A 21,574-nucleotide genomic window follows, 5' to 3' on the forward strand; every position below is an offset into this window, starting at 1 on the left:
CACCTGCAAAAAGTGCATTTGAGGGCAAGTACTCGCGCAGCTTAGCGTGTTCCTTGTTCGAGGCCTCGAACCTCCCGTCCTCTCCGACCCGAGGTTCGTCACATGACCGTTCAGACTCCCCTGGCCGCGCCCGCGGATCAGGGTCACCCCCGCCGTACCCTCATCCTCGCCCTGATGGCCGCCTGCGCGACGATGACCGTCGCGCTCGTGGCGGCCATCAACCTCGCCGTGCCGAAACTCGCGGCGAGCTCCCTGCGCCCGTCCGCGGCGCAGCTGCTCTGGATCGTCGACGCGTACGTCATCGTCTTCGCCTGCCTGCTCATTCCGGCGGGCGCGGTCGGCGACCGGTACGGCCGCAAGGGCGCCCTGCTCGCCGGCCTGGCCGTTTTCGCGGCGGGCTGCGTCGCGTCGGCGCTCGCCCCGGACGTCGGCGCGCTGATCGCCGGCCGCGCCGTCACGGGCCTCGGCGCGGCACTCGTCATGCCCGCGACGCTGTCGCTCACCGTCCAGGCCTTCCCGCCACGGCTGAGGGCACAGGCCATCGCCTCCTGGACCGCGGCCACCGGCATCGCCGGGATCATCGGCAACATCGGCGGCGGTCTCGTCCTGGAGTACCTGCCCTGGCAGGGGCTGTTCTGGGCGGTCGCACCGATCATGCTGGTCCTGCTGGCGCTGTCCGCGCGGATCGCGCCCCGTTCCGAACGGCACCCCGCCGACCTCGACCTCGTCGGCTGCGGCGTGCTGATCCTCGCGTTCGTCGCCCTGCTCTACGGCATCATCGAAGGACCGGAACTCGGCTGGTCGTCCTGGCCGGTGCTGGGCGCTTTCGCCGCGTCGGCGCTGGTGCTCGGCGTCTTCGTCGCGTACGCGCTGCGCGCCGCGCACCCGCTGATCGACCCGCGGATCTTTCGGGTCGCCCGGTTGCGCTCCGGCGTCTCCGGCATCACGGTCACGTTCTTCGGCCTGTTCGCGCTGTTCTTCGTCAACGCGCAGTACCTGCAGTACGTGAAGGGCTTCTCGCCGCTGCTGACCGGCGTTGCGATCGGCCCGCTCGCGATCGGCATGATGGTCGTCTCGCGGCGCAGCGTCGCGCTGGCGGCCCGGTTCGGCGGCCGGCGCGTCGTCCTGGCCGGGATGCTGGCCATCGCCTGTGGCCTCGGCCTGCTGTCGACCACCGGCCCCGGCACGCCGTACGCCCTGTACGCCGCCTACCTGATGCTGATGTCGGTCGGCATGGGACTGGCCGCTCCCGCCCTGTCCACCGCCGTCATCGGCGGGTTGCCGCCGTCGCGGGCGGGCCTCGGCTCCGGGCTGAACGGCGCGGCGCGCGAGGTGGGCAGCGCGCTCGGCGTGGCCGTGCTCGGCACGATCCTCAGCACCCGGTTCGCCGCGCGGCTGCCGGCCGGCGTGCATGCTCACGCGATCGGCCAGGCGCTCGCGCGGACCGGCCCGGACGCGCACGCACCGATCCTGTCGGCGTTCACCGATGCCATGGCGGCCGGGTACCGCGTGATCGCCCTCATCGTGCTGGCCGCCGCCTTCGTGGTCGCGTTCTGGTACCGGCCGGCGGAGAAATGATCTAAAGTCGCGATATATCTCGTATGGAGGTGGATCCATGCCGCTCAGCCCTGCCCGTGGCGTCGGGCGCGCCCTGGCCGACCGCCTGTTCGCCCGCGGCACCGTGGCGGACGTCGACCAGATCACCCCGCGGATGCGCCGGATCACCGTGACCGCGCCGGGGCTCTCCTGGACGCCCGGCCAGCAGATCCGCGTGGCCGCCGACGGGCTCCTGACCCGCCGCACGTACTCGGTCTGGGACTACGACGGATCGTCCCTGGAGCTGTGCGTCCTCGACCACGGCGATGGGCCGGGCGCCCGCTGGGCGCGTACGGTCCGGCCCGGCGACGACGTCGTCTTCAGCGGGCCGGAGGGCGGCTTCGTGACGCGGCCGTCGCCGTACCACCTGTTCGCGGGAGAGGAGACCGCGTCGGTCGCCTTCCGGCCGATGATCCGCGCGCTCGGCGACGCTCCCGTGTACGGCGTCATCGAGGCCGACACGCCCGAGGACCGGCTGCCGGTGAACCTCACCTGGCGCTACCGCAAAGGCACTCCCGCCGCCTCCTCGGCCACGCTGGTAGCGGCCGTCCGCGGCCTCGACCTGCCGAACGAACCGGGCACCGCCTACGTCGCCGGCGAGGCGCGCACCGTCCAGGCCGTCCGCGACCATCTCGTCCGCGAGCGCGGCTGGCCCCGGCGCTCGGTCCTCACCAAACCCTTCTGGACACCAGGCAGGAAAGGCCTGGAATGAACCTGGACCGCGTCCTGGATCCGTTCAGCGTGCGGAGACGGGCTCGCCGCCGTCCCGGCTCGTCTCGGAGAGGGTGACCTCGTTCGGTATCGCTCCGCCGAAGCGGCGGTCGCGGCGGGCGTACTCCTCGCACGCCTGCCAGAAATGCCGGCGGTCGAAGTCCGGCCACAGGATGTCCTGGTACACGAACTCGGCGTACGCCGCCTGCCACACCAGGAAGTTGGAGCTGCGCCGCTCGCCCGACGGGCGCAGGAACAGGTCCACCTCCGGGATCTCCGGGCGGTACAGGTAGCGCGCGAAGACCTTCTCGTTGATCTTCTCCGGGCGGAGCCTCCCGGCCTGGACGTCGCGGGCGATGGCCGCGGCGGCGTCCGCGATCTCGGCCCGGCCGCCGTAGTTGACGCAGAACTGCAGGGTGAGCACCTTGTTGTTCGTCGTCATGCGCTCGGCGTCCTCGAGCTCCTTGATGACGCTGCGCCACAACTTCGGGCGGCGTCCGGCCCATTGAACGCGGACGCCCATGGAGTTCAGCTGGTCACGGCGGCGGCGGATCACGTCACGGTTGAAGCCCATGAGGAACCGCACCTCATCCGGCGACCGCCGCCAGTTCTCCGTGGAGAAGGCGTACGCCGACAGGTACGGCACGCCGAGCTCGATCGCCCCCATGATCACGTCGAAGAGGGAGTACTCCCCCATCTTGTGGCCCTCGGTGCGCGGCAGACCCCGTTCCTTCGCCCACCGCCCGTTGCCGTCCATGACGACGGCGACATGCCGGGGGATCAGATCCTTCGGGATGGCGGGCGGCCGTGCGCCGCTCTCGTGCGGGTCCGGCGGCTGTACGCCCCTCATGGTCCGGTGCTCTCCTCACTCAATGGTCATGTTCAGCGTCCGCCGTGGAAGGGCGCGGCCTCGTCCCTCGGCCAAGGCGGCGGCTCGCGCCCGGGCCCGACGGTCGCACTCGGCTTCTCACTCACTCCGCGGCCGACCTCGTCCCTCGGCCGATCATTCCGCTCGCTCGGCGGCTCGCGCCCGGGCCCGACGGTCGCACTCGGCTTCTCACTCACTCCGCGGCCGACCTCGTCCCTCGGCCGGCCACTCCGTTCGTTCGGCGCCTCGCGCTCCACGTGCTTGAGGGAGCGGATCCCGTGCTCCAGATGCCACTGGAGGTAGGCCGCGACGAGGCCGCTGCACTCAAGCCGATGCCGCGACTCGCTGCGGTCCGCGCGCTCCCAGTCGCCGCGCAGCAGAGCGATCATCAGACCGACCGTCGCCTCGGCGGGACTGGCGGACCCGGGGGGACGGCAGGACCCGCACACCATACCGCCGGCCGCGATCGCGAACGCCCGGCCGGTGCGCTCGCCGCAGCGCGCGCACTCCTCCAGCGACGGGGCGTAACCCGCGATGGCCAGCGAGCGGAGGAAGTAGGCGTCGAGGACGAGGCGGGGATCGTGCCCGCCCTCCACGAGGGTGCGCAGCCCGCCGATGACCAGCAGGAACTGCCGGAGTGCCGGTTCATTCTCGATGGGGGTGAGCTTCTCCGCGGTCTCCAGCATCGCCGTGCCCGCGGTGTAGCGCGGGTAGTCGGTGACGAGGCGCTCGCCGTACGGGCGGATCGTCTCGGCCTGCGTGATCAGGTCGAGGGAGCGGCGCTCGTACAGCTGCAGGTCGACGTGCGTGAACGGCTCCAGCCGGGCGCCGAACCGGGACTTGGTCTTGCGGATGCCCTTGGCCGCGGCCCGGACCCGCCCGCTGCGGCGGGTGAGGATCGTCACGATGCGGTCTGCCTCGCCCAGCTTCTGGGTACGGAGGACGACGCCTTCGTCACGATAGAGACTCACCCGTCCATTGTCCCGCAGATGCCGGGTGGAACCGGCAGGAACCCGCTACGGTCCAAGGTCGTTGACTTGACGATCACACCTAGAGGCTCGTACGAGCCGATGTCTCAGGAGACAACGTGACCTGCTTCTTCGACGCTTCACACGGCCCGGCCACCCAGGACATCACGTGGACGCCGCAGTGGGGGTCGCCGCGCCCCGTACGCTGCTGTGCGGCGTGCGCGCAGCGCTGGATGGAGTACCTCCAGGCGCAGAGCGGATACCCGCAACCGGGCTACCCGCAGCAGGGTTACCCCCAGCCGCACGGCTACCAGCAGGGGTACCCGCAGCAGGCCTACGGCTACCCGGACCGTGACTACGACCACCACCACGGGCAGCGCCAGTACGGTCTCGGCACTGTGGCGGCCGCGGGTGCCGCGGGTTTCGTCGGCGGCATGGTCGTCAACGAACTGCTGGACGACGATGACGACCACGAGCATGTCGAGGTCATCGAGCACGTCGTCCACGAGGACAACGACTTCGACGGTGGCTACGGGGGCGATTGGTGACGAAGCGCCCACCGTTTCACAGCGGAGGCGACCTCTGACGGACCGTGACCGGATGCGGCCCGTGTAACGCATGGTCGGGAGGGCGCGCGCGTGGGAGCGTGACCCCATGAGATGCGCAATCATCCCGCCACACGTCCTGGACCACATCGCCGAGCACCACGATGAGGAGCGGCTGCGCGAGCTCGCGCAGCGCACCCTGGTCATCGACCACGGGCAGCGCCAGACGCGCGCGGCCGCTCAGCTGATCTCCGCAGCGGAGCCGACCACCGGGCCGGCGACGGCGAAGCGGACGATCCACGACGCCAAGCACCAGCAGACGCTGCCCGGCAAGACCGTCCGATCCGAGGGCGGCGCCGCGACGGGCGACAAGTCCGCCGACGAGATCTACGACTGGCTCGGCGTCACCTTCGACTTCTACCGCAGCGCGTACGGCCGCGACTCGATCGACGGCGCCGGGCTGCCGCTGGTCGCGACCGTGCACTACGCCGTCAACTACGACAACGCCTTCTGGGACGGCTCCCAGATGGTCTACGGCGACGGCGATCAGCAGATCTTCACGACGTTCACCGGGCCGCTCGACGTCACCGGGCACGAGCTGACCCACGGCGTCACCCAGTACTCCGGCGGGCTCGACTATTCGGGGCAGAGCGGCGCCCTCAACGAGTCGCTGTCGGACGTCTTCGGCTCGCTGGTGAAGCAGTACCACCTCGGACAGACCGCGGACCAGGCCGACTGGCTGATCGGCCAGGGCATGTTCGCAGCCGGGGTGCACGGCGTCGCGCTCCGCTCGATGAAGGCCCCGGGCACCGCGTACGACGACCCGAACCTCGGCAAGGACCCGCAGCCGGCCGACATGGCGCACTTCGTCAAGACGTCGAGTGACAACGGCGGCGTGCACATCAACTCCGGGATCCCCAACCGCGCGTTCTGCCTGGCCGCGACCGCGATCGGCGGTCACGCCTGGGAGAAGGCCGGGCGGGTCTGGTACGAGACGCTCACCAGCCGCCGGGTGCCCACGAACGCGGACTTCGCGACGTTCGCCGGCATGACTCACGAGACGGCGGGCAAGCTCTTCGGCGTGAACAGCGCGGAGAGCGACGCCGTACGCGCGGCGTGGACGACCGTCGGCGTGGAGATCGCGTGAAGTTGGCCGTCACCCGCAGCGGAGGGTTCGCGGGGATGGTCCGCCGCGCCGAGATCGACTCGGCGGACCATCCCGCGGCTGCCCGGCTCGTCGACGAGATCGACTTCGGTGGTGTGCCCGAGCCGGCACCGGCCGCCGATCGATTCGTGTACGACGTCGAGGTCGGCGATCGGACGGTGCCGGTCGCGGAGGCGGACCTGCACGGCCCGCTCCGCGAACTCGTCGACTACGTCCTGGCCCACGGCCGCTGATCGCCCCTCTTGAGGGCGCGGGCGGCCGGGCCGTCCGCCCGCCGGATCGCGGCGGCCGGACGGCAGGTCTTCGATGGGGTCAGCGGGCCGCGCGGTTGACGGCCGACAGCACGGCCTTCAGCGAGGCGGTCACCGTGTTGGCGTCGATGCCGACGCCCCAGAGCACCTGGTCGCCGACCTGGCACTCGACGTACGCGGCCGCCTTCGCGTCGCTGCCCGCCGACAGGGCGTGCTCGGTGTAGTCGAGCACCCGGGCCTCGATGCCGACCGTGGCCAGGGCGTTGGTGAACGCGGAGATCGGGCCGTTGCCGATGCCCTCGATCTCGCGGATCTCGCCGTCGACCCGCAGGTCGACGTTGAGGACGTCCTTCTCGTCGACGCGGGAGCTCGCGCGGTGCGCCAGCAGGCCGGCGCGCGGCCCGTTGGTCAGGAACTCCCGCTCGAAGATCTCCCACATCTGCTCCGGCGTGACCTCGCCGCCCTCGCCGTCGGTGTGCTCCTGGACGACGCGGGAGAAGTCGATCTGCAGCTTGCGGGGCAGGTCGAGGAAGTGCTCGGTCTTCATGATGTAGGCCACGCCGCCCTTGCCGGACTGGCTGTTGACCCGGATCACCGCTTCGTACGACCGGCCGACGTCCTTCGGGTCGATCGGGAGGTACGGCAGCGCCCAGCGGAACTCGTCCACCGGCACGCCGGCCGCCGCCGCGTCGCGCTCCAGCGCGTCGAAGCCCTTCTTGATGGCGTCCTGGTGGGAGCCGGAGAAGGAGGTGTAGACGAGGTCGCCCGCGTACGGGTGCCGCTCGTGCACCGGGATCTGGTTGCAGTACTCCACGGTGCGGCGGATCTCGTCGATGTCGGAGAAGTCGATCTGCGGGTCGATGCCCTGGGAGAAGAGGTTCATGCCCAGCGTGACCAGGCAGACGTTGCCGGTGCGCTCGCCGTTGCCGAACAGGCACCCCTCGACGCGGTCGGCGCCCGCCATGACCGCCAGCTCGGCGGAGGCCACGCCCGTACCGCGGTCGTTGTGCGGGTGCACCGACAGCGCGATGTGCTCGCGGCGGGACAGGTTGCGGCTCATCCACTCGATCTGGTCGGCGTAGACGTTCGGCGTGGACCGCTCGATCGTGGACGGCAGGTTGAGGATGATCTCGCGGTCCGGGCCCGGCTCCCAGACGTCCATGACCGCCTCGCACACCTCGAGCGCGAACTCCAGCTCGGTGTCGATGAAGATCTCCGGGCTGTACTCGTAGCCGAAGTCGCAGTCGCCGAGGTACTTCTCGGCGTACTTCATGACGTGCTGGGTGCCCTGTACCGCGAGGGCCTTGCACTCGTCCCGGTCGATGCCGAAGACCACGCGCCGGAACAGCGGCGCCGTCGCGTTGTACAGGTGGACCGTGGCCCGGGGCGCCCCGGCCAGCGACTTGACGGTCCGCTCGATCAGCTCCTCGCGCGCCTGCGTGAGGACGGAGATCTGCACATCGGCGGGGATCCGGTCCTCTTCGATCAGCTGGCGGACGAAGTCGAAGTCGGTCTGGCTCGCCGACGGGAAGCCGACCTCGATCTCCTTGTAGCCCATGCGGACCAGCAGCTCGAACATGGCCAGCTTGCGCGCCGGGCTCATCGGGTCGATCAGTGCCTGGTTGCCGTCACGCAGGTCGGTGGACAGCCAGCGCGGCGCCTCGGTGATCGTTTTGCTCGGCCAGGTACGGTCCGGCAGATCGACCGGCTTGAACGGGGTGTACCGGCCAACGGGCATGGGGCTGGGCTGTTGATTGATTCGAGGATTCATGAAAGGGGTGCTCCCGGAACAGGTGCCTGCGGCCGACGGTCACGCCGAAGCCCCGCGGCGAGGGAGCCGACCAGTTACAGGCCCCCGCCGCGGCCGCTAAGGAGGAGCAGCTCGCACAGCACGTCGTACAAGCTAACAGATCGCACCCAGAGCATCCCAACCGGGTCCCACCTGATGAGACGGCTAGGGGATGAGGACGGAGAGGCAGGTCACGCAGCCTTCCATCTTCTCGAACTCGCTGATGTCCACGACCGAGACGTCGTAGCCCTCGTCGCGGAGTTGCTCGGCGGTACGCGGGGCGGACGCGGCGATGAGCACCTGTTTCTCCCCCAGGACGACCACGTGCGCTCCGGAGGGTTCCGGTGCGACGCGCAGGCCCGGCAGTGCCGTGGTGTCGACGCAGTCGGGATTGCCGATGAGCGTGCCGTCTGGGAGGGCCGTCATCGCGGTCTTCAGGTGCAGGCAGCCGCCGAGGCCTACCGAGACGACGTGCCGGCCGCGGGTGCCGAGGAGCCGGGGCAACTGGCAGATGGCGTCCTCGTTCGTCCGGCCGGAACGCCCGACGTAGACGGTCGTGCCGACCTGCAGCACGTCACCGCCGTCGAGAGTGCCCTCCCCGTCGATCCGGGCGACCTCGAGCCCCAGCTCGGCGATCGTCCGCTCCATGGAGTCCACTTCCGGGCGGCGCTCCGGCGCACCGGGCCGGGCGAGCACGGCCAGGCCGCCGCAGACCACGACGGTGTCCTCGACGAACACCGCGTCCGGTAGATCGTCGGCCGCCGGCAACTCGCGGACCTGCCAGCCCGCCGACTCCAGGGCGGCGACGTACGCCTCGTGCTGGCGGGCGGCCAGATCGGCGTCGACCGCGGTCCGGTCGATGTGGGTCACGAGACCGTCGCCCAGGCGCGGGCTCGGACGCCGCACCAGGGCGGTGCGCACGGTCGGCTCCTCGGATTCCAGCACGGACGGCTCCTGCCAGGTCACGGCGCTCCCCTCGGACGGGGGCACCTGCGGTCGTCGCACTTCGGACACGGCGCTCACTCGCACGGCCCCCTCGACGCCGGCACTTCGGATGGGGCGCTCACTCGCGAGGCCCCTCGGTGGTCGTGCTCTGAGACGACGCTCGCTCGTGCGGCGCCCTCGGTGGTCGTGCTCTCCGGGCGGCGCTCACTCGCGCGCGGCCCCCTCGGTGGTGGCGATCACGCCGAACGCGTGCGCCGGCGTGAGGCCCAGCCAGCCGGCGACCATGCGCAAGGCCTGGCGCTCCGCGTCGCTGAGCGCCCCGTCGGCCAGGGCGATGCGGACCGTCTGGGCCAGGAACCACTCCCGGGCCTCGGTCGTGAGCTGCGCACCGGCCGTGGCGATCGGGCCCTCCACGTCGCGGGGCGGGTTCTCAAGGTCGGCTTGAAGCGCGTCGTCGTCGAAGTCGGTCGCGCCGTACCCGCGGACCGCCTCGACCGCGCGGCCCCGCGCTCCGGAGTCGGCGGAGTCGCCCGCGCCAAGGACGATCACCGTGGCGGCGCGCATCGCCACGGGGAGGGCGTCCTGCATCTGCTGGACCGTCGGCAGGCGCAGGGCACCGAGGTTGAAACGGTTACGGCAGGTCGCGCACTCGACGATCTCCCCGACGCGGGTCAGGGGGATCACCGGCAGGAAGAAGAGCGTGAACCATCGGCGGGCCACCCGGTGCCGATAGCGCCGGTCACCGCCACAGTGTGGACAGTGAAAGTCACCTTCACCCACGGTTCGGAAGAACACGGCGAACCCGAAGATCAACAGCACGGGCGACCTCCTCCTGTATCAGCCTGATATCGGAGAATATCCACCTCGACGCTGAGCTCCGGCAGAGCGACGGTGGCTCTCGCCCCGCCGCGGCCGGTAAGGGCGACGGAATCTCCGATGTTTCCCGGCCTCCTACGCCGCCGGACGTTAGGCTGCCGCGCCATGACCACCCCGCCTGATGACGACAACCGGCCCGACGCCTCGCCGTCCACGCCTCCCCGCTCCGACGCCCGGAGGGTACGCGCGGCGGCTCCGGACGCGGCAGCGGGCCCGGAGGGCGCGGCCTCGCCGCGACCGCCTCAGGCGTGGTTCACGCCGGCGCCGACCCCCGCACCCGAGCCGCCGCCCGCGGCGCCCGCACCGACGCCGGCCAAGAGCCTGGGCGAGTACGTCGACGTCCTGCTGATCGGCGCGGCGGCCCTGCTCCTCCTATCGATCTTCCTACCGTGGACCACGTGGAGCACCCCGGACCCCCTCGGCCGGGGCGTCCTTCAGGGCATCACGCCGCCACAGAGTCACCTCTCTTACGGGATGTCCGGCGCGCAAGGAGAGATCGTCCTCCTCGCCGGCATGGCCGCGCTGGGACTCGCCCTCGCGGGCCAGGCCGTCAACGAACGCTTCGTACCGTACGCGGCGATCCCGGGCGTCCTCGGCCTCATGGCGGTCTTCCACCGAGGGGTGACCCTCGGCGACAGCGGAGTGACCGAGTCGATCGCCTGGGGATTCTGGATCGCCGTGCTCGCGTCGGTGGCCGTCCTCGCACTCGGCCTGGTCGCTCTCGCGCGCCGGCACCCGGAGTCGTGACGTCGCTCCCCGCGCCGCACGCTCAGTCGTAGAAGCCCAGGCGGCGCAGTTGCTTCGGGTCCCGCTGCCAGTCCTTCGCCACCTTGATCCGCAGGTCGAGGTAGACCTTGGTGCCGAGAAGCGCCTCGATCTGCTTGCGGGCGCGAGTGCCGACCTCCTTCAGCCGGGCGCCCTTGGGCCCGATGACGATGCCCTTCTGGCTGGGCCGCTCGACGAAGAGCCACGCCTGGACGTCGATCAGGTCGTCGCGGTCCTCACGGGGCCTGATCTCCTCGACCACCACGGCGATCGAGTGCGGAAGCTCCTCCCGTACGCCCTCCAGCGCGGCCTCGCGGATCAACTCCGCCACGAGGATCTGCTCGGGCTCGTCGGTCAGCTCGCCTTCGGGGTACAGCGGCATGCCCTCGGGCAGCCGGGCGACCAGGAGGTCGCTGACCACGTTCAGCTGGTAGCCGGACTCGGCGGAACACGGCACCACGTCGGCCCACTCACCGAGCCGGGAGACCTTCAGCAACTGCTCGGCGACCTGCTTCCGGTCGGCGAGGTCGGTCTTGGTCACGATCGCGATGACCGGGGTCTTCTTCACCTGGGCGAGCTCCGCCGCGATGAAGCGGTCCCCTGGCCCGACGGGTTCGTTCGCGGGAACGCAGAACCCGATGACGTCGACCTCGGTCAGCGTGGAGCGGACCAGGCTGTCCAGCCGCTCCCCCAGCAGCGTACGGGGCTTGTGCAGCCCCGGCGTGTCGACGATGATCAGCTGCGCGTCCGGCCGGTGCACGATGCCCCGGATGGCGCGACGCGTGGTCTGGGGCTTGCTGCTGGTGATCGCCACCTTCGTCCCCACCAAGGCGTTCATCAGCGTGGACTTGCCCACGTTGGGACGCCCGATGAAGCAGGCGAACCCGGATAGGAAACGAGTCGATGTCTGGGGCGAGGTCACACCGTCGATTGTCCCGTATTCATCGCCCCGCTCCGACAGCACGTTCGGCGGTCAGTCCGTCAGCACGGCCCGTACGGCGCCGTCCGGGCCGGCGACGAGCACCGGGGCCTTCGCGCCGAGGTCACGGACCGCCGCCACGTCGGGAGCGGCGTCGTCGGTGACGACCGCGGCGGCCTCGAGGCTCTCCGCCCCGCTGGACACCGCCATCGCCACCGCCACCTGCAGCGCCGTCAGCTTCAGCGAGGGCAGATCCACCGTCGCGGCCGCGTACGTACGGCCGGTCTCGTCGCGGACCGCGGCGCCCTCCGCGGAACCCGCACGGGCCCGCGTGGACCGGGCCAGCGTGATGATCTTCGCGTCTTCCGCATCGAGCTCGCTCACGCGCCCCAGCGTACTCATTCCTCCCAGAGCCGCGGACGGGTCAGGCGCGCAGTCATCCCGGAGGTCTGGGAGCACCGGCCGGCCAACGACCCCGTGCTGATCGCCTCGGCGCGGTGAGGATCAGGCCTCCGCATCGCCCCCGGGACGGCGAGGATCAGGCGTCGGCGTTCTCGCGCTCCTGCTCCGGTTCGGACTCCTCCGTCGGAATCCGCTCGGCCAGCACGGTGCCGATGCGGTTGCGCCGGCCGGCGAGGCTCTCGGCGGTCAGCCGCAGGCCCGCCACCGTCGCCTGCGACCCGGCGATCGGCACCCGGCCCAGCGCGTGCGCCAGCAGACCGCCGACGGTCTCCACCTCGTCCACGTCGATCTCCACCTCGAACAGCTCCGCGAGGTCCTCGACCGGTAGCCGCGCCGTGACCCGTGCCGAGCCGTCCGGCAGGCGCTCGACCCGAGGCGGCTCCTGGTCGTACTCGTCGGTGATCTCACCGACGATCTCCTCGAGGATGTCCTCGATCGTGACCAGCCCCGCCGTGCCGCCGTACTCGTCGATGACGATCGCGCAGTGGATCTGGCGGGCCTGCATCTCGCGGAGCAGCTCGTCGATCGGCTTGCTGTCCGGGACGTACGTCGCCGGCCGCATGATCGTCTCGACCGTCTCGACCGACTCGCCCTCACGGAACTCGTGGCTGCGGCGGACGATGTCCTTCAGATAGGCGATGCCGACCACGTCATCCTCGTTCTCCCCGACCACCGGGATCCGGGAGAACCCGCTGCGCAGCGCGAGCGACAGCGCCTGCCGCAGCGTCTTGTCGCGCTCGATGAAGACGATGTCGGTGCGCGGCACCATCACCTCGCGGACGAGCGTGTCACCCAGCTCGAACACCGAGTGGATCATCTGGCGCTCGTCCGGCTCGATCAGCCGCCGCTGCTCCGCGAGGTCGACGAGGTCCCGCAGCTCCGCCTCCGACGCGAACGGCCCCTCGCGGAAACCCCGGCCGGGCGTGAGAGCGTTGCCGAGGAGGATCAGGAGCCGCGGCAGCGGCCCCAGGACCCGGGCCAGCGGATGGATCACCGCCGCGCCGGCCAGCGCGATCTTGTCGGGGTGCTGACGACCGAGCGTCCGCGGCGAGACACCCACCGCGATGTAGCTGACGACGATCATGACGGCGGCGGCGGTGACGTACGCGCGCCAGTTCGCGCCCAGCCAGGTGATGCACACGTCCGCGACGAGGACCGTCGCGGTCAGCTCGCAGCTCACCCGCAGCAGCAGAAGAAGATTGAGGTAACGCGGCGGGTCGGCGACGACCTCGGCCAGCTGGCGGGTGCCCCGCCGCTCCTCGCGTACGAGCTCCTCCACCCGGACCCGGGAGATCCGGGCCAGGGCGGTTTCGGCGCTCGCGAACAGTCCGGCGATCGCCACCAGCACGACAGCGCCGACGATCAACCAACCTTGGACAGTGGTCATGAGGAGGGCCGGGCGCGAGCCTCTCGCCACGAGGCGAGCAGCTCGGCCTGCAGGCCGAACATCTCCTTGTGCTCTTCGGGCTCGGCGTGGTCGTAGCCGAGCAGGTGCAGGACGCCGTGCGTGCACAGCAGGTGCAGCTCGTCCTCGGCGCTGTGCCCCGCCTTCTTGGCCTGCTTCGCCGCGACGGACGGGCACAGCACGACGTCGCCGAGCAGCGCCGGGTCCGACGGAGCGTCGTCGGCGCCACCGGACACGTGACCCGGCCGCAGCTCGTCCATGGGGAAGGAGAGCACGTCGGTCGGGCCCGGCTCGCCCATCCACTTCTCGTGCAGCTCGGTCATCGCGTTCTCATCGACGAGGAGGATCGACAGCTCCGCGAGCGGGTGGACCTGAAGCTGCTCGAGCACGTGCGCCGCGAGGGCCTGGAGCGTGGCCTCGTCGGCCGGCGCCCCGGACTCGTTGAGGACCTCGATGCTCATATCAGCGCCCCCGCTTGCGCGAGCCGCCGCGGCCCTGCGGGAGCTGGGCCGGCTGGGCGTCGTAGCGGCTGTACGCGTCGACGATCGCGCTCACCAGCTTGTGGCGAACGACGTCCTTGCTCGTCAGCGTGCAGAACGCGATGTCGTCGAGGCCATCGAGGATGTCCTGGACGACCCGCAGCCCGCTCTGCTGCCCGGATGGCAGATCCACCTGAGTGACGTCACCGGTCACGACGACCTTCGAACCGAAGCCGAGCCGCGTCAGGAACATCTTCATCTGCTCCGGCGAGGTGTTCTGCGCCTCGTCGAGGATGATGAAGGAGTCGTTGAGGGTGTTGTGCGTCAGCAGGTAATCCTGGGTGACGTACAGCGAGTCCTCGGCCGCCACCTGGATGCACACGCACTCCTCGCGGCCCGCCGGCTCGATCTCGTCGATGAACCGCATCGGCCGCCCGCCGCCCCCGGCCTCGTGGTATTTCTCGCGCTTCCGGGTGAGCCGGAAGGGCTCGACGCCCTCGGGGAGTCGGATATCGACGATGTGCGCGTCACTCCGGTAGCCGACGTCGCGGCCCTGCGCCCGTCCGGGCTTGCGGCCCTCGGCCAGGCGCCGCCGCGTGTAGGCGATCCCGCCCAGCGACCGGACCAGCGCCATGACGTCGTCCCGGAGCAGGATCGACGTCGTCGTGAACTGGATGCGGCACGTGCGATCGGCCTGCGTGACAGGCCCGCCGTCGCTGTCCAGGAGCCCTTGGAGCACTGCCAGCCTGACCTCGGCGCTGTTGTGGAGGTACGCGTCCGGGATGAACTTCGTCGCCGACCGCGTACCGCCCAAGCCGAGTTCGCGCGCGACGACGCTCACCGGGTTCGCGATGGTTCTGACCTGGCCGGGCTCGATGACACGGCTCAGCGCGTAGTCGACGCGGCCCCTGTGGCGAACCTCGATGCCGGGGAGGAGCTCTCCAAGCGCGACGACGAGCTCAGGGTCGTTCGTGGCGAAGGAGGGCGTCGTGGAGCCAGTCAGGCAGCCGTCCCCTAGTAGCAGGCCCAGCGCGTACGGGTCCATGGGGACCTCGCGCTCGGGGAAGTGCACGGGGGCGGTGAGCAGCGGGAGCTCGTAGCGCCGGGCGTGCGCCGCGCGCAGGTTGCCGATCATCTCCCGGGTCTCCATGACCCGCCACGGCTTGTTGCGGCGCTTGTCGGCGGCCGTCCGGACGGTCCACAGATGCTCGCCGCAGCACAGAGTCCACGCGCCGTCCTGGGCGGTGACGCGGTAGATGTCCTTCTCACCCTGCGGATAGACGCCGAGGACCGGGGTCGGCTCGCCGTTCGAGCCGACGACGAGGTCGCCGACCTGGAGGTCGCCGATGGGACGCCAGCCATCAGGCGTCAAAACCGGCATAAAGGTCGGTTGTGCGCGACCACGCATATATGCCAGCGGAGCCACCTCAATCGTGCCGGCGGCCATGAGGCGGGGGATCGAGTCGGGGTCGACCATGTCGTGCAGCGCGTCGTACAGCGGGCGCAGGTACGGGTCGATCTTCTCGTACAGGGTGCCCGGCAGGAAGCCCAGCCGCTCGCCGGCCTCGACGGCGGGCCGGGTCAGGATGATGCGGTTGACCTCCTTGGCCTGCAGCGCCTTCACGGCCTTGGCCATGGCCAGGTAGGTCTTGCCGGTGCCCGCGGGCCCGATGCCGAACACGATGGTGTGCCGGTCGATCTCGTCGACGTAGTGCTTCTGGTTGAGCGTCTTGGGCCGGATGGTGCGGCCCCGCGACGAGAGGATGTCGAGGGTGAGCACCTCGGCCGGCCGCTCCGTCGTCTCGGCGCGCAGCATCGCGATGCTGCGTTCGATGGCGTCGGGGGTGATGGTGGTGCCGCTCTTGAGCAGAGCGAGCAGCTCCTCGAAGAGCTTGGCGGCGAGGTCGGTCTCTTCGGCCCGGCCGGTGATCGTGATCTCGTTGCCGCGGACGTGGACGTCGCTGTCGAACGCTCGCTCCACGACCTCGAGAAGCTCGTCGCGGGAACCGAGGAGGGCGACCATCGAGTGGTCGTCCGGGATCACGATCTTTATCTGCGCGCGCGCGCCTTCGGGCGCGGTGTCGGTCTGAATTGATTCGGCCATAGCGCGGCCTTGCGGCCTCTTCGCCCCTGCTTTCCGGTCACGTCGGGTCTTCGGCTGCGTCTCACCCATGTTACCGGCCCGCACCACTCATTTTCCGATCATGTGGGGACGGTCCTTCATCCCGGAGGCCAGCCCAGCCCGCGGCCTCCGAGGACGTGCGCGTGCACGTGGAACACGGTCTGCCCGGCGCCCGGCCCGGTGTTGAACACGACGCGGTATCCGGTCTCCTCGACGCCGTCCGCGACCGCGACCTCGTGGGCCTCCCGGATCACCTGCGCGAGGAGGTCCCCGTCGACGGCGGCGAGCGCGGCGGCGGTCGGGTGGTGCTCGCGCGGGATGACGAGGACGTGCGTCGGCGCCTGCGGGTTGATGTCCCGGAACGCGATCGTCCGGTCGGACTCGCGCACAATGTCCGCGGGCACTTCTCCGGATACGATCTTGCAGAACAAGCAGTCCTGTTCCGTCAATGAACTCTCCTTCGCCGGGGTCAGCGCATGTTATCGCGGCGGGGACCACCTGGTCGTCTACGAATCGTTACGCGGGCGGGCGTGTAAGGATGGCCAAGGCACTCCCTCGTCTGGTTATCGTTGCTCTCACGCGAACCCCCAGCGCTGGATCCGCACCCAAAATCCAAGCCGGGTGACGTTCGCGCGAACCTGCTGGGTCGCGGCGTACGTCCAATGAGACGACACCCGATGAAGGCACCGACGGGCGGATAAGGCGAGACGAGGAATGCCCTTTCGTAAACCTGACGGCGAGGGCACGCGTCCTACTGATGTGACCGAGACCCTCGTGGCCAGAGGAACGACAGGCGCGGTGACCGTCGCCTGGGACGCTGACCAGGCGGTTACCGCGCTTTACAGTGCTCATTACCGCTCCCTCGTACGGCTCAGCGCCCTCCTCGTACGCGACCTCGCGACGGCGGAGGAAGTGGTGCAGGACGCCTTCGTCGCCATGCACGGGGCATGGCGGCGGCTGCGCGATCCGGAGAAGGCGCTGTCGTACCTCCGGCAGTCGGTGGTCAACCGGTCACGATCCGTACTGCGGCACCGGGCCGTCGTGGAGAAGTACGCTCCCAAGGGCCTGCCCGACGCACCGAGCGCCGAGAACGGCGCGATCGTCGAGCTCGAGCGCTCCGCGGTGGTCAAGGCCCTGAGCGGGCTGCCGACCCGGCAGCGGGAGGCGCTGGTGCTGCGTTACTACGGTGATCTGTCCGAGGCGGAGATCGCCAGTGCAATGGGGATCAGCCGGGGAGCCGTCAAGAGCCACACCGCGCGCGGGATGGCCGCGCTTCGCAGCGTTCTGGAGCAGCTTTAATGACCGAACCCTTCGACGAGTACGGCGAGCGTCTGCGCCGTGTCTTGCACGCGGAAGCGGAAGCGGTCACGCCCTCTCCAGAGGGTCTTGAGCAGATCCGCACCAAGATCGGCAAGAAGCGCGAGCGGCGCTTCCTGACGTGGTTCGCCATACCGTGGCTTCGTCCGCTGGCGGCCGTCGCCGCCGCGGTCGTCGTCGCGGGGGCCGCCGTGTCCGCGACCCCGGCGATCAAGACCTTCGTGCAGACGGGGCACTTCAGCCCCGACGACCATCAGGACGGCGGCACGTCCGTCGCAGGTGGGCAGCACGCGGTGACCGCGCCACCTCCGGTCAACCCCTCTCGTCCTGAAACGAGCGCGTCGCCCCGTCCGACGGCGGTCCCGACGACGCCCGGGGGCACGCACGTCGTCACCGGCCGTAAGTGCCCGCCGGGTGAGGGCACGATCAAGCCGCCGCCCGGTTCGGCCGGTGCCAAGACGGCGACCACAGGTCCGTCGCCACGAGTCACGTGCGGGCCGGCGTCGGCGACATCGCCTCCGGCCTCGCAGGAAACGCCCACGCCGCCCGTGTCGTCGCCGACGCAGTCGGCGACGACGAGCGTTGCGCCGACCAACGGCGGCCAGCAGCCGTCGACGCAGTCGTCCCCGTGACGGGCCCCGGCGACCGGCGCCGCTGAGCGGCACGGTCGCCCGGTGACGTGAGGTCCATCGGCGACCGCCGTGGCCGGGCAGCACGGCCGCCCCGTGACGTGAGGTCTACCAGCGGCCGGCGCGGCTGAGCAGTACGGCGGCCGCCGCGACCCCTGCGGTGGAGGTGCGCAGGACGGTCGGGCCGAGAAGGACGGGAGTGCCGCCCGCGGCCTGGAACGCGGCGATCTCGTCGTCGGTCAGCCCGCCCTCGGGGCCGACGACCACGACGATGTCGCCGGTGTCCGGAACGTCGATCCCGCTCAGCGGCCGCTCGGCTTCCTCGTGCAGGATCACGGTGAGCGCCGCGTCGGCGGCGCGCTCGGCCGCCGCGGCCGTGCCGGCGGGCTCGGTCACCTCCGGCATCCATACCCGGCGGCTCTGCTTGGCCGCCTCGCGCGCCGTACCGCGCCACCGTGCGAGCGCCTTGGCCCGCCGGTCGCCCCGCCACTGTGTGACGCAGCGCGCGGCGGTCCACGGCACGATCACGTCGACGCCCACCTCGGTCATCGTCTCGACCGCGAGCTCTCCCCGGTCGCCCTTGGGCAGGGCCTGGACGACGACGATGCGGGGTTCCGGGCGGGGAACGTACCGGCGTGTGACGGCCTCCAAGTGGAGGCTGTCACGCTCGGCGGAGGCAACGACGCATTCGACGAGCCGGCCCTCCCCGTCGCTCAGGTCGACCCGCTCTCCCGCCCGGAGCCGGCGTACGGCGGCCGCGTGGCGCCCCTCGGGTCCGTCGAGGAGGATTCGATCGGAGTCGAGGCGCGCGGGATCGGCGAGAAAGAGGGGCGGGCTCATGGCACCGATCGTAGGCGTGCCGCGGTGCCGAGAGCGCGGCGGTGCGGCACGGCATCGGGACGCTGGTCGTCGGGGATCCGCGTGGCGTGCTGGAGGTCAAGGCCGCCTGAGCGGTCCGCCGCGTCAGGACGCCGAGGACAGGCCGAGCCGGGTGCCCGCCGGGCTGAGCGTGCCGGCCGCCTTGACGGTGTGGAGGATCGGGGCGGTCTCGAGGGTGTGGATGCCGTCGAGGGCGCCGAGGCGCCGCGTGAGGTAGTGGTGCAGCTCGGTCGGGTCGGAGCAGAGTGCCTGGGCGAGGAGGTTGGTCGGGCCGGTGGTGGCGGCGACGACGGCCAGTTCGTGGTGGCCGGCGAGCGCGGTCGCGACGTGGTCCAGGCGGGCCGGTGCGACGGCCATCCACAGCAGGGCCTGGGTGGTCGCTCCGAGGACGGCGGGGTCGATCTCGACGTCGAAGAAGACCGTGCCGCGGGCGCGCAGGTCGGCGATGTGGCGGGCGACGGTGGCCTGCGACCAGCCCGTCGCGGCGGCCAGGTCGGCGTACGAGGCGCGGCCGTCCTGGCGGAGCGCGGCGAGCAGTTCCTGGTCCGCGCGCGCCGGAGGTGCAGGCCGGACCATACGGGACTGGGTCGGCGCACCGTCGGGAGAGGCAGGGCGGGCCGTACGGGGGTGGGAGGCCGACCCGGCTAGTGCGTCGCCGGGCTCCGCCGCGGGCCGCAGCTCCCGTTGCTGGCTCTCGCTGAGGGCCTGGGTGACTCCGCGCCAGGTGGTGGGGCCGCCCAGGTAGGTGTGCAGCACGCAGTGGGCGGAGACGGCGGTGATCCCCGCCCGGCGCGGGATGTCGCGCAGCAGCAGGGCCTGCGAGACCTCGACGCCGTGCGGCGCGTGGATGAGCGTGAAGATCTCCGTGCCGCCCGAGACCAGCTTGACCCATGAGGTGTCCGGCCGCCGGGCGAGGGAGTGCGCGAGCGTCTGCGCGGTGGCCGGGGTCGTAGTGAGGCGGACCATCCACTGGGTGTGCCCGGCCTGGCGTGTCTCGGCGAGGCCGACCACGCGCAGGCCCGCTTCGACGCGCAGCCGCCGGTATCGGCGCGCGACGGTCTGGGTGGACACGCCGAGGACCGTGGCGATCCGGCTGAACGGCGCCCGTCCGTCGATGTAGAGGGCGTGGATGATGCACCGGTCGAGATCGTCGAGCATGCACCGATCTTGCACCTGTCACGCCTCTGATGGAAACAATCCGCGGATCTCGCGCCGTGAATGGAACGGCTGACCCCGGCCCCGCACGCTGGATCGCGACATCGGGCGTGACCGGAAGGAAGATCGATGGAGATACGAGAAGGGACGGCGGGAGCGGCGTACCGCTTCCGATGGCTCGCGCTGGGCGCCCTGCTGGTCGCCGAGGCGATGAACCTGCTGGACGCGACGATCGTGCAGGTCGCCGCGCCGGTCATCCACACCGACCTGGGCGGTGACGAGGCCGACATCCAGTGGTTCAGCGCCGCTTACACGCTGCCGTTCGCGATGCTGCTGGTCACGGGGGGCCGGTTGGGCGACATGGTGGGGCGCAGGCGCGTGTTCGCGGTCGGGGTGGTGGGCTTCGCGCTCGCGTCGCTGTCGTGCGCGCTGGTGCCCGGGGCCGGGGCGCTGATCGTCGCCCGAGCGGTCCAGGGTGCCGCCGCCGCGTTGATCATCCCGCAGACGATCGGGCTGATCCGTGCCATGTTCGACGGGGCGGAGCTGGCCAAGGCGATGGGGAGCATCGGGCCGGTGATGGGCCTGGCCGCGATCTGCGGGCCGGTGCTGGGGGCGGTGCTCACGCACGCCGACCTGTTCGGCTCCTCCTGGCGTTCGGTGTTCCTCGTCAACCTGCCCCTAGCGGCCGTCGTGCTGGCCGTGGTTCCGAGGATGCGCGAGGACCGGGCGGCGGCGCGGCCACGCCTGGACCTGCTCGGCACGGTGCTGGCGATCGCCGGATCCGGGCTGGTCGTCCATCCCCTGATTCAGAGCGGGACCGCCGGTGTGCGGGCGGGCGGCTGGGCCGAGATGGGCGCCGGGGCCGTGGTCCTGGTGGCGTTCGGTCTTCAGCAGCGGTACGCAGCCCGGCGCGGTGGCCGGCCGCTGGTCGAGCCGAGCCTGTTCCGCGACCGGGGCTTCCCGGCCGCGCTGGCGACCTCGACGCTGTTCTTCGCGGTGATGAACGGGCTGATGCTGGTCGTCGTGGTGCAGGTGCAGGTGGGGCTGGGCGACGACGTCCTCTCCGCCGGGCTGACGCTGCTGCCGTGGTCCTGCGGCATGGCGATCTCCTCGTGGGTCTCGGGGACGCGCCTGGTGCCGCGGTACGGACCGCGGATGATGTTCGTGGGGCTGGCCGTCATGCTCGCCGGTCTCTTCGTCGCGGTCGCCGTCTACGCCGGCGCCCGGCCCGGGGCCTACCCCTGGGCGCTGCTCGGCGCGCTGGGGCTGTGCGGGATCGGGAACGGGCTGTTCACCGTGCCCTTCTTCACCACCGCCCTGACCCGGGTACGCCCGCATGAGACGGGGTCGGCCGCCGGACTGCTCAACGCGGTCCAGCAGTTCGGCGGCACGTTGGGCATCGCCCTGCTGGGCACCGTCTTCTTCCGCAGCCTGGCGACGGGGGCCCGGACGGGCGGCGGGCCGGGCGCCGCGTCGCTGCACGCCGTCGGGCTGACGTTCTGGCTCGCGGCGGGGCTCCTCGTCGCGGCGGCCGTCACGACGGCGCTGATGCGCACGCGCGAGGCACCGCCGGAACGGGAGCCGGAGAACCGCTCCACGGCACCCGCCCACGGATGATCGAGGCCCCCGCCTATGTGGACCGGTCCCGCCCAGGTGACGTGGACGGGGGCCCGGCACAGCCGACGTGGGCGAAGAGCCACCAACGTGACGAAGACCCACCCACGTGAG

Annotated in this window: 20 protein-coding genes and 4 pseudogenes; 9 read left to right on the forward strand and 15 right to left on the reverse strand. The window is 71.1% G+C overall.

The features are described 5' to 3' along the window. Positions 1–102 precede the first annotated feature (102 nt). Both AB0I04_RS29495 and AB0I04_RS29500 read left to right on the forward strand, forming a co-directional pair. A complete protein-coding gene (locus tag AB0I04_RS29495; protein ID WP_360891364.1) occupies positions 103–1,578 on the forward strand; it encodes an MFS transporter in 1,476 nt (491 codons plus the stop codon). A gap of 37 nt (positions 1,579–1,615) precedes the next feature. Next, positions 1,616–2,308, forward strand: coding sequence for a siderophore-interacting protein (locus AB0I04_RS29500; RefSeq protein ID WP_360891367.1), 693 nt, complete (start codon positions 1,616–1,618; stop codon positions 2,306–2,308). Between the two features lie 24 nt (positions 2,309–2,332). On the opposite strand, the gene AB0I04_RS29505 is transcribed toward AB0I04_RS29500, so the two are convergent. Beyond that, positions 2,333–3,157 (reverse strand): isoprenyl transferase, encoded by an 825-nt coding sequence (locus AB0I04_RS29505; RefSeq protein ID WP_360891370.1) that lies wholly within the window; start codon positions 3,155–3,157, stop codon positions 2,333–2,335. A gap of 266 nt (positions 3,158–3,423) precedes the next feature. Further along, positions 3,424–4,146: pseudogene (gene recO, locus AB0I04_RS29510) on the reverse strand (DNA repair protein RecO); the annotation flags it as partial. A 116-nt stretch (positions 4,147–4,262) separates the two neighbouring features. Here recO and AB0I04_RS29515 point away from each other — a divergent pair. From AB0I04_RS29515 to AB0I04_RS29525, 3 genes are all read left to right on the forward strand, one after another. Further along, positions 4,263–4,691, forward strand: a complete 429-nt coding sequence (locus AB0I04_RS29515) for a hypothetical protein (RefSeq protein ID WP_360891373.1) — start codon at positions 4,263–4,265, stop codon at positions 4,689–4,691. A 106-nt stretch (positions 4,692–4,797) separates the two neighbouring features. Next, on the forward strand, positions 4,798–5,835 hold the full coding sequence (locus AB0I04_RS29520) for a M4 family metallopeptidase (RefSeq protein ID WP_360891376.1): 1,038 nt from the start codon (positions 4,798–4,800) through the stop codon (positions 5,833–5,835). Continuing rightward, positions 5,832–6,086 carry a protealysin inhibitor emfourin gene (locus tag AB0I04_RS29525; RefSeq protein WP_360891379.1) on the forward strand — a complete coding sequence of 85 codons (255 nt, stop codon included), beginning with the start codon at positions 5,832–5,834 and terminating at the stop codon, positions 6,084–6,086. Before AB0I04_RS29520 ends, AB0I04_RS29525 begins: the two co-directional genes overlap by 4 nt. Before the next feature lie 79 nt (positions 6,087–6,165). Here AB0I04_RS29525 and leuA read toward each other — a convergent pair whose 3' ends face one another. The 3 genes from leuA to AB0I04_RS29540 form a co-directional block, all read right to left on the reverse strand. Next, the gene (gene leuA / locus AB0I04_RS29530; RefSeq protein WP_360891382.1) at positions 6,166–7,875 is read right to left on the reverse strand and encodes a 2-isopropylmalate synthase; all 1,710 of its coding nucleotides are present in this window, start codon (positions 7,873–7,875) and stop codon (positions 6,166–6,168) included. Positions 7,876–8,058: 183 nt separating this feature from the next. Then, on the reverse strand, positions 8,059–8,838 hold the full coding sequence (gene ddaH, locus AB0I04_RS29535) for a dimethylargininase (protein WP_360891384.1): 780 nt from the start codon (positions 8,836–8,838) through the stop codon (positions 8,059–8,061). Between the two features lie 204 nt (positions 8,839–9,042). Beyond that, on the reverse strand, positions 9,043–9,657 hold the full coding sequence (locus AB0I04_RS29540; protein WP_360891387.1) for a zinc-ribbon domain-containing protein: 615 nt from the start codon (positions 9,655–9,657) through the stop codon (positions 9,043–9,045). Between the two features lie 162 nt (positions 9,658–9,819). Between AB0I04_RS29540 and AB0I04_RS29545 the strand changes: the two genes are divergently transcribed. Continuing rightward, positions 9,820–10,461, forward strand: a complete 642-nt coding sequence (locus AB0I04_RS29545; protein WP_360891389.1) for a hypothetical protein — start codon at positions 9,820–9,822, stop codon at positions 10,459–10,461. 22 nt (positions 10,462–10,483) lie between these two features. Here AB0I04_RS29545 and era read toward each other — a convergent pair whose 3' ends face one another. The 8 genes and pseudogenes from era to AB0I04_RS29585 form a co-directional block, all read right to left on the reverse strand. Further along, positions 10,484–11,401, reverse strand: a complete 918-nt coding sequence (gene era, locus AB0I04_RS29550; RefSeq protein ID WP_360891392.1) for a GTPase Era — start codon at positions 11,399–11,401, stop codon at positions 10,484–10,486. A gap of 51 nt (positions 11,402–11,452) precedes the next feature. Beyond that, a complete protein-coding gene (locus tag AB0I04_RS29555; protein WP_360891395.1) occupies positions 11,453–11,782 on the reverse strand; it encodes a cytidine deaminase in 330 nt (109 codons plus the stop codon). Positions 11,783–11,936: 154 nt separating this feature from the next. Beyond that, on the reverse strand, positions 11,937–13,247 hold the full coding sequence (locus AB0I04_RS29560; protein WP_360891398.1) for a hemolysin family protein: 1,311 nt from the start codon (positions 13,245–13,247) through the stop codon (positions 11,937–11,939). Continuing rightward, positions 13,244–13,726, reverse strand: a complete 483-nt coding sequence (gene ybeY / locus AB0I04_RS29565) for an rRNA maturation RNase YbeY (RefSeq protein ID WP_360891400.1) — start codon at positions 13,724–13,726, stop codon at positions 13,244–13,246. The genes AB0I04_RS29560 and ybeY overlap by 4 nt, the downstream gene beginning before the upstream one ends. A 1-nt stretch (position 13,727) precedes the next feature. Further along, a pseudogene (locus AB0I04_RS29570) lies at positions 13,728–14,060 on the reverse strand (PhoH family protein); the annotation flags it as partial. Positions 14,061–14,324: 264 nt separating this feature from the next. Then, positions 14,325–15,152, reverse strand: a pseudogene (locus AB0I04_RS29575) (LAGLIDADG family homing endonuclease); the annotation flags it as partial. Then, positions 15,141–15,848 (reverse strand): annotated as a pseudogene (locus tag AB0I04_RS29580) (PhoH family protein); the annotation flags it as partial. The pseudogenes AB0I04_RS29575 and AB0I04_RS29580, both read right to left, overlap by 12 nt. Before the next feature lie 116 nt (positions 15,849–15,964). Next, positions 15,965–16,315 (reverse strand): histidine triad nucleotide-binding protein, encoded by a 351-nt coding sequence (locus AB0I04_RS29585; protein ID WP_360891403.1) that lies wholly within the window; start codon positions 16,313–16,315, stop codon positions 15,965–15,967. Between the two features lie 310 nt (positions 16,316–16,625). On the opposite strand from AB0I04_RS29585, the gene AB0I04_RS29590 reads away from it, so the two are divergent. Both AB0I04_RS29590 and AB0I04_RS29595 read left to right on the forward strand, forming a co-directional pair. Beyond that, positions 16,626–17,165, forward strand: coding sequence for a SigE family RNA polymerase sigma factor (locus AB0I04_RS29590; RefSeq protein ID WP_360891406.1), 540 nt, complete (start codon positions 16,626–16,628; stop codon positions 17,163–17,165). Then, complete coding sequence (locus tag AB0I04_RS29595; protein WP_360891409.1) at positions 17,165–17,815, forward strand: hypothetical protein; 651 nt, start codon at positions 17,165–17,167, stop codon at positions 17,813–17,815. Before AB0I04_RS29590 ends, AB0I04_RS29595 begins: the two co-directional genes overlap by 1 nt. Positions 17,816–17,920: 105 nt before the next feature. Here AB0I04_RS29595 and AB0I04_RS29600 read toward each other — a convergent pair whose 3' ends face one another. Then, the gene (locus AB0I04_RS29600; RefSeq protein ID WP_360891412.1) at positions 17,921–18,652 is read right to left on the reverse strand and encodes a 16S rRNA (uracil(1498)-N(3))-methyltransferase; all 732 of its coding nucleotides are present in this window, start codon (positions 18,650–18,652) and stop codon (positions 17,921–17,923) included. 123 nt (positions 18,653–18,775) lie between these two features. Next, a complete protein-coding gene (locus tag AB0I04_RS29605) occupies positions 18,776–19,849 on the reverse strand; it encodes an AsnC family transcriptional regulator (protein WP_360891415.1) in 1,074 nt (357 codons plus the stop codon). A gap of 126 nt (positions 19,850–19,975) precedes the next feature. Between AB0I04_RS29605 and AB0I04_RS29610 the strand changes: the two genes are divergently transcribed. Then, positions 19,976–21,463, forward strand: a complete 1,488-nt coding sequence (locus AB0I04_RS29610) for an MFS transporter (protein WP_360891418.1) — start codon at positions 19,976–19,978, stop codon at positions 21,461–21,463. The last annotated feature ends 111 nt before the right edge of the window (positions 21,464–21,574 follow it).

The organism is Actinoallomurus sp. NPDC050550 (assembly GCF_040655075.1).
Taxonomy (GTDB): domain Bacteria; phylum Actinomycetota; class Actinomycetes; order Streptosporangiales; family Streptosporangiaceae; genus Actinoallomurus.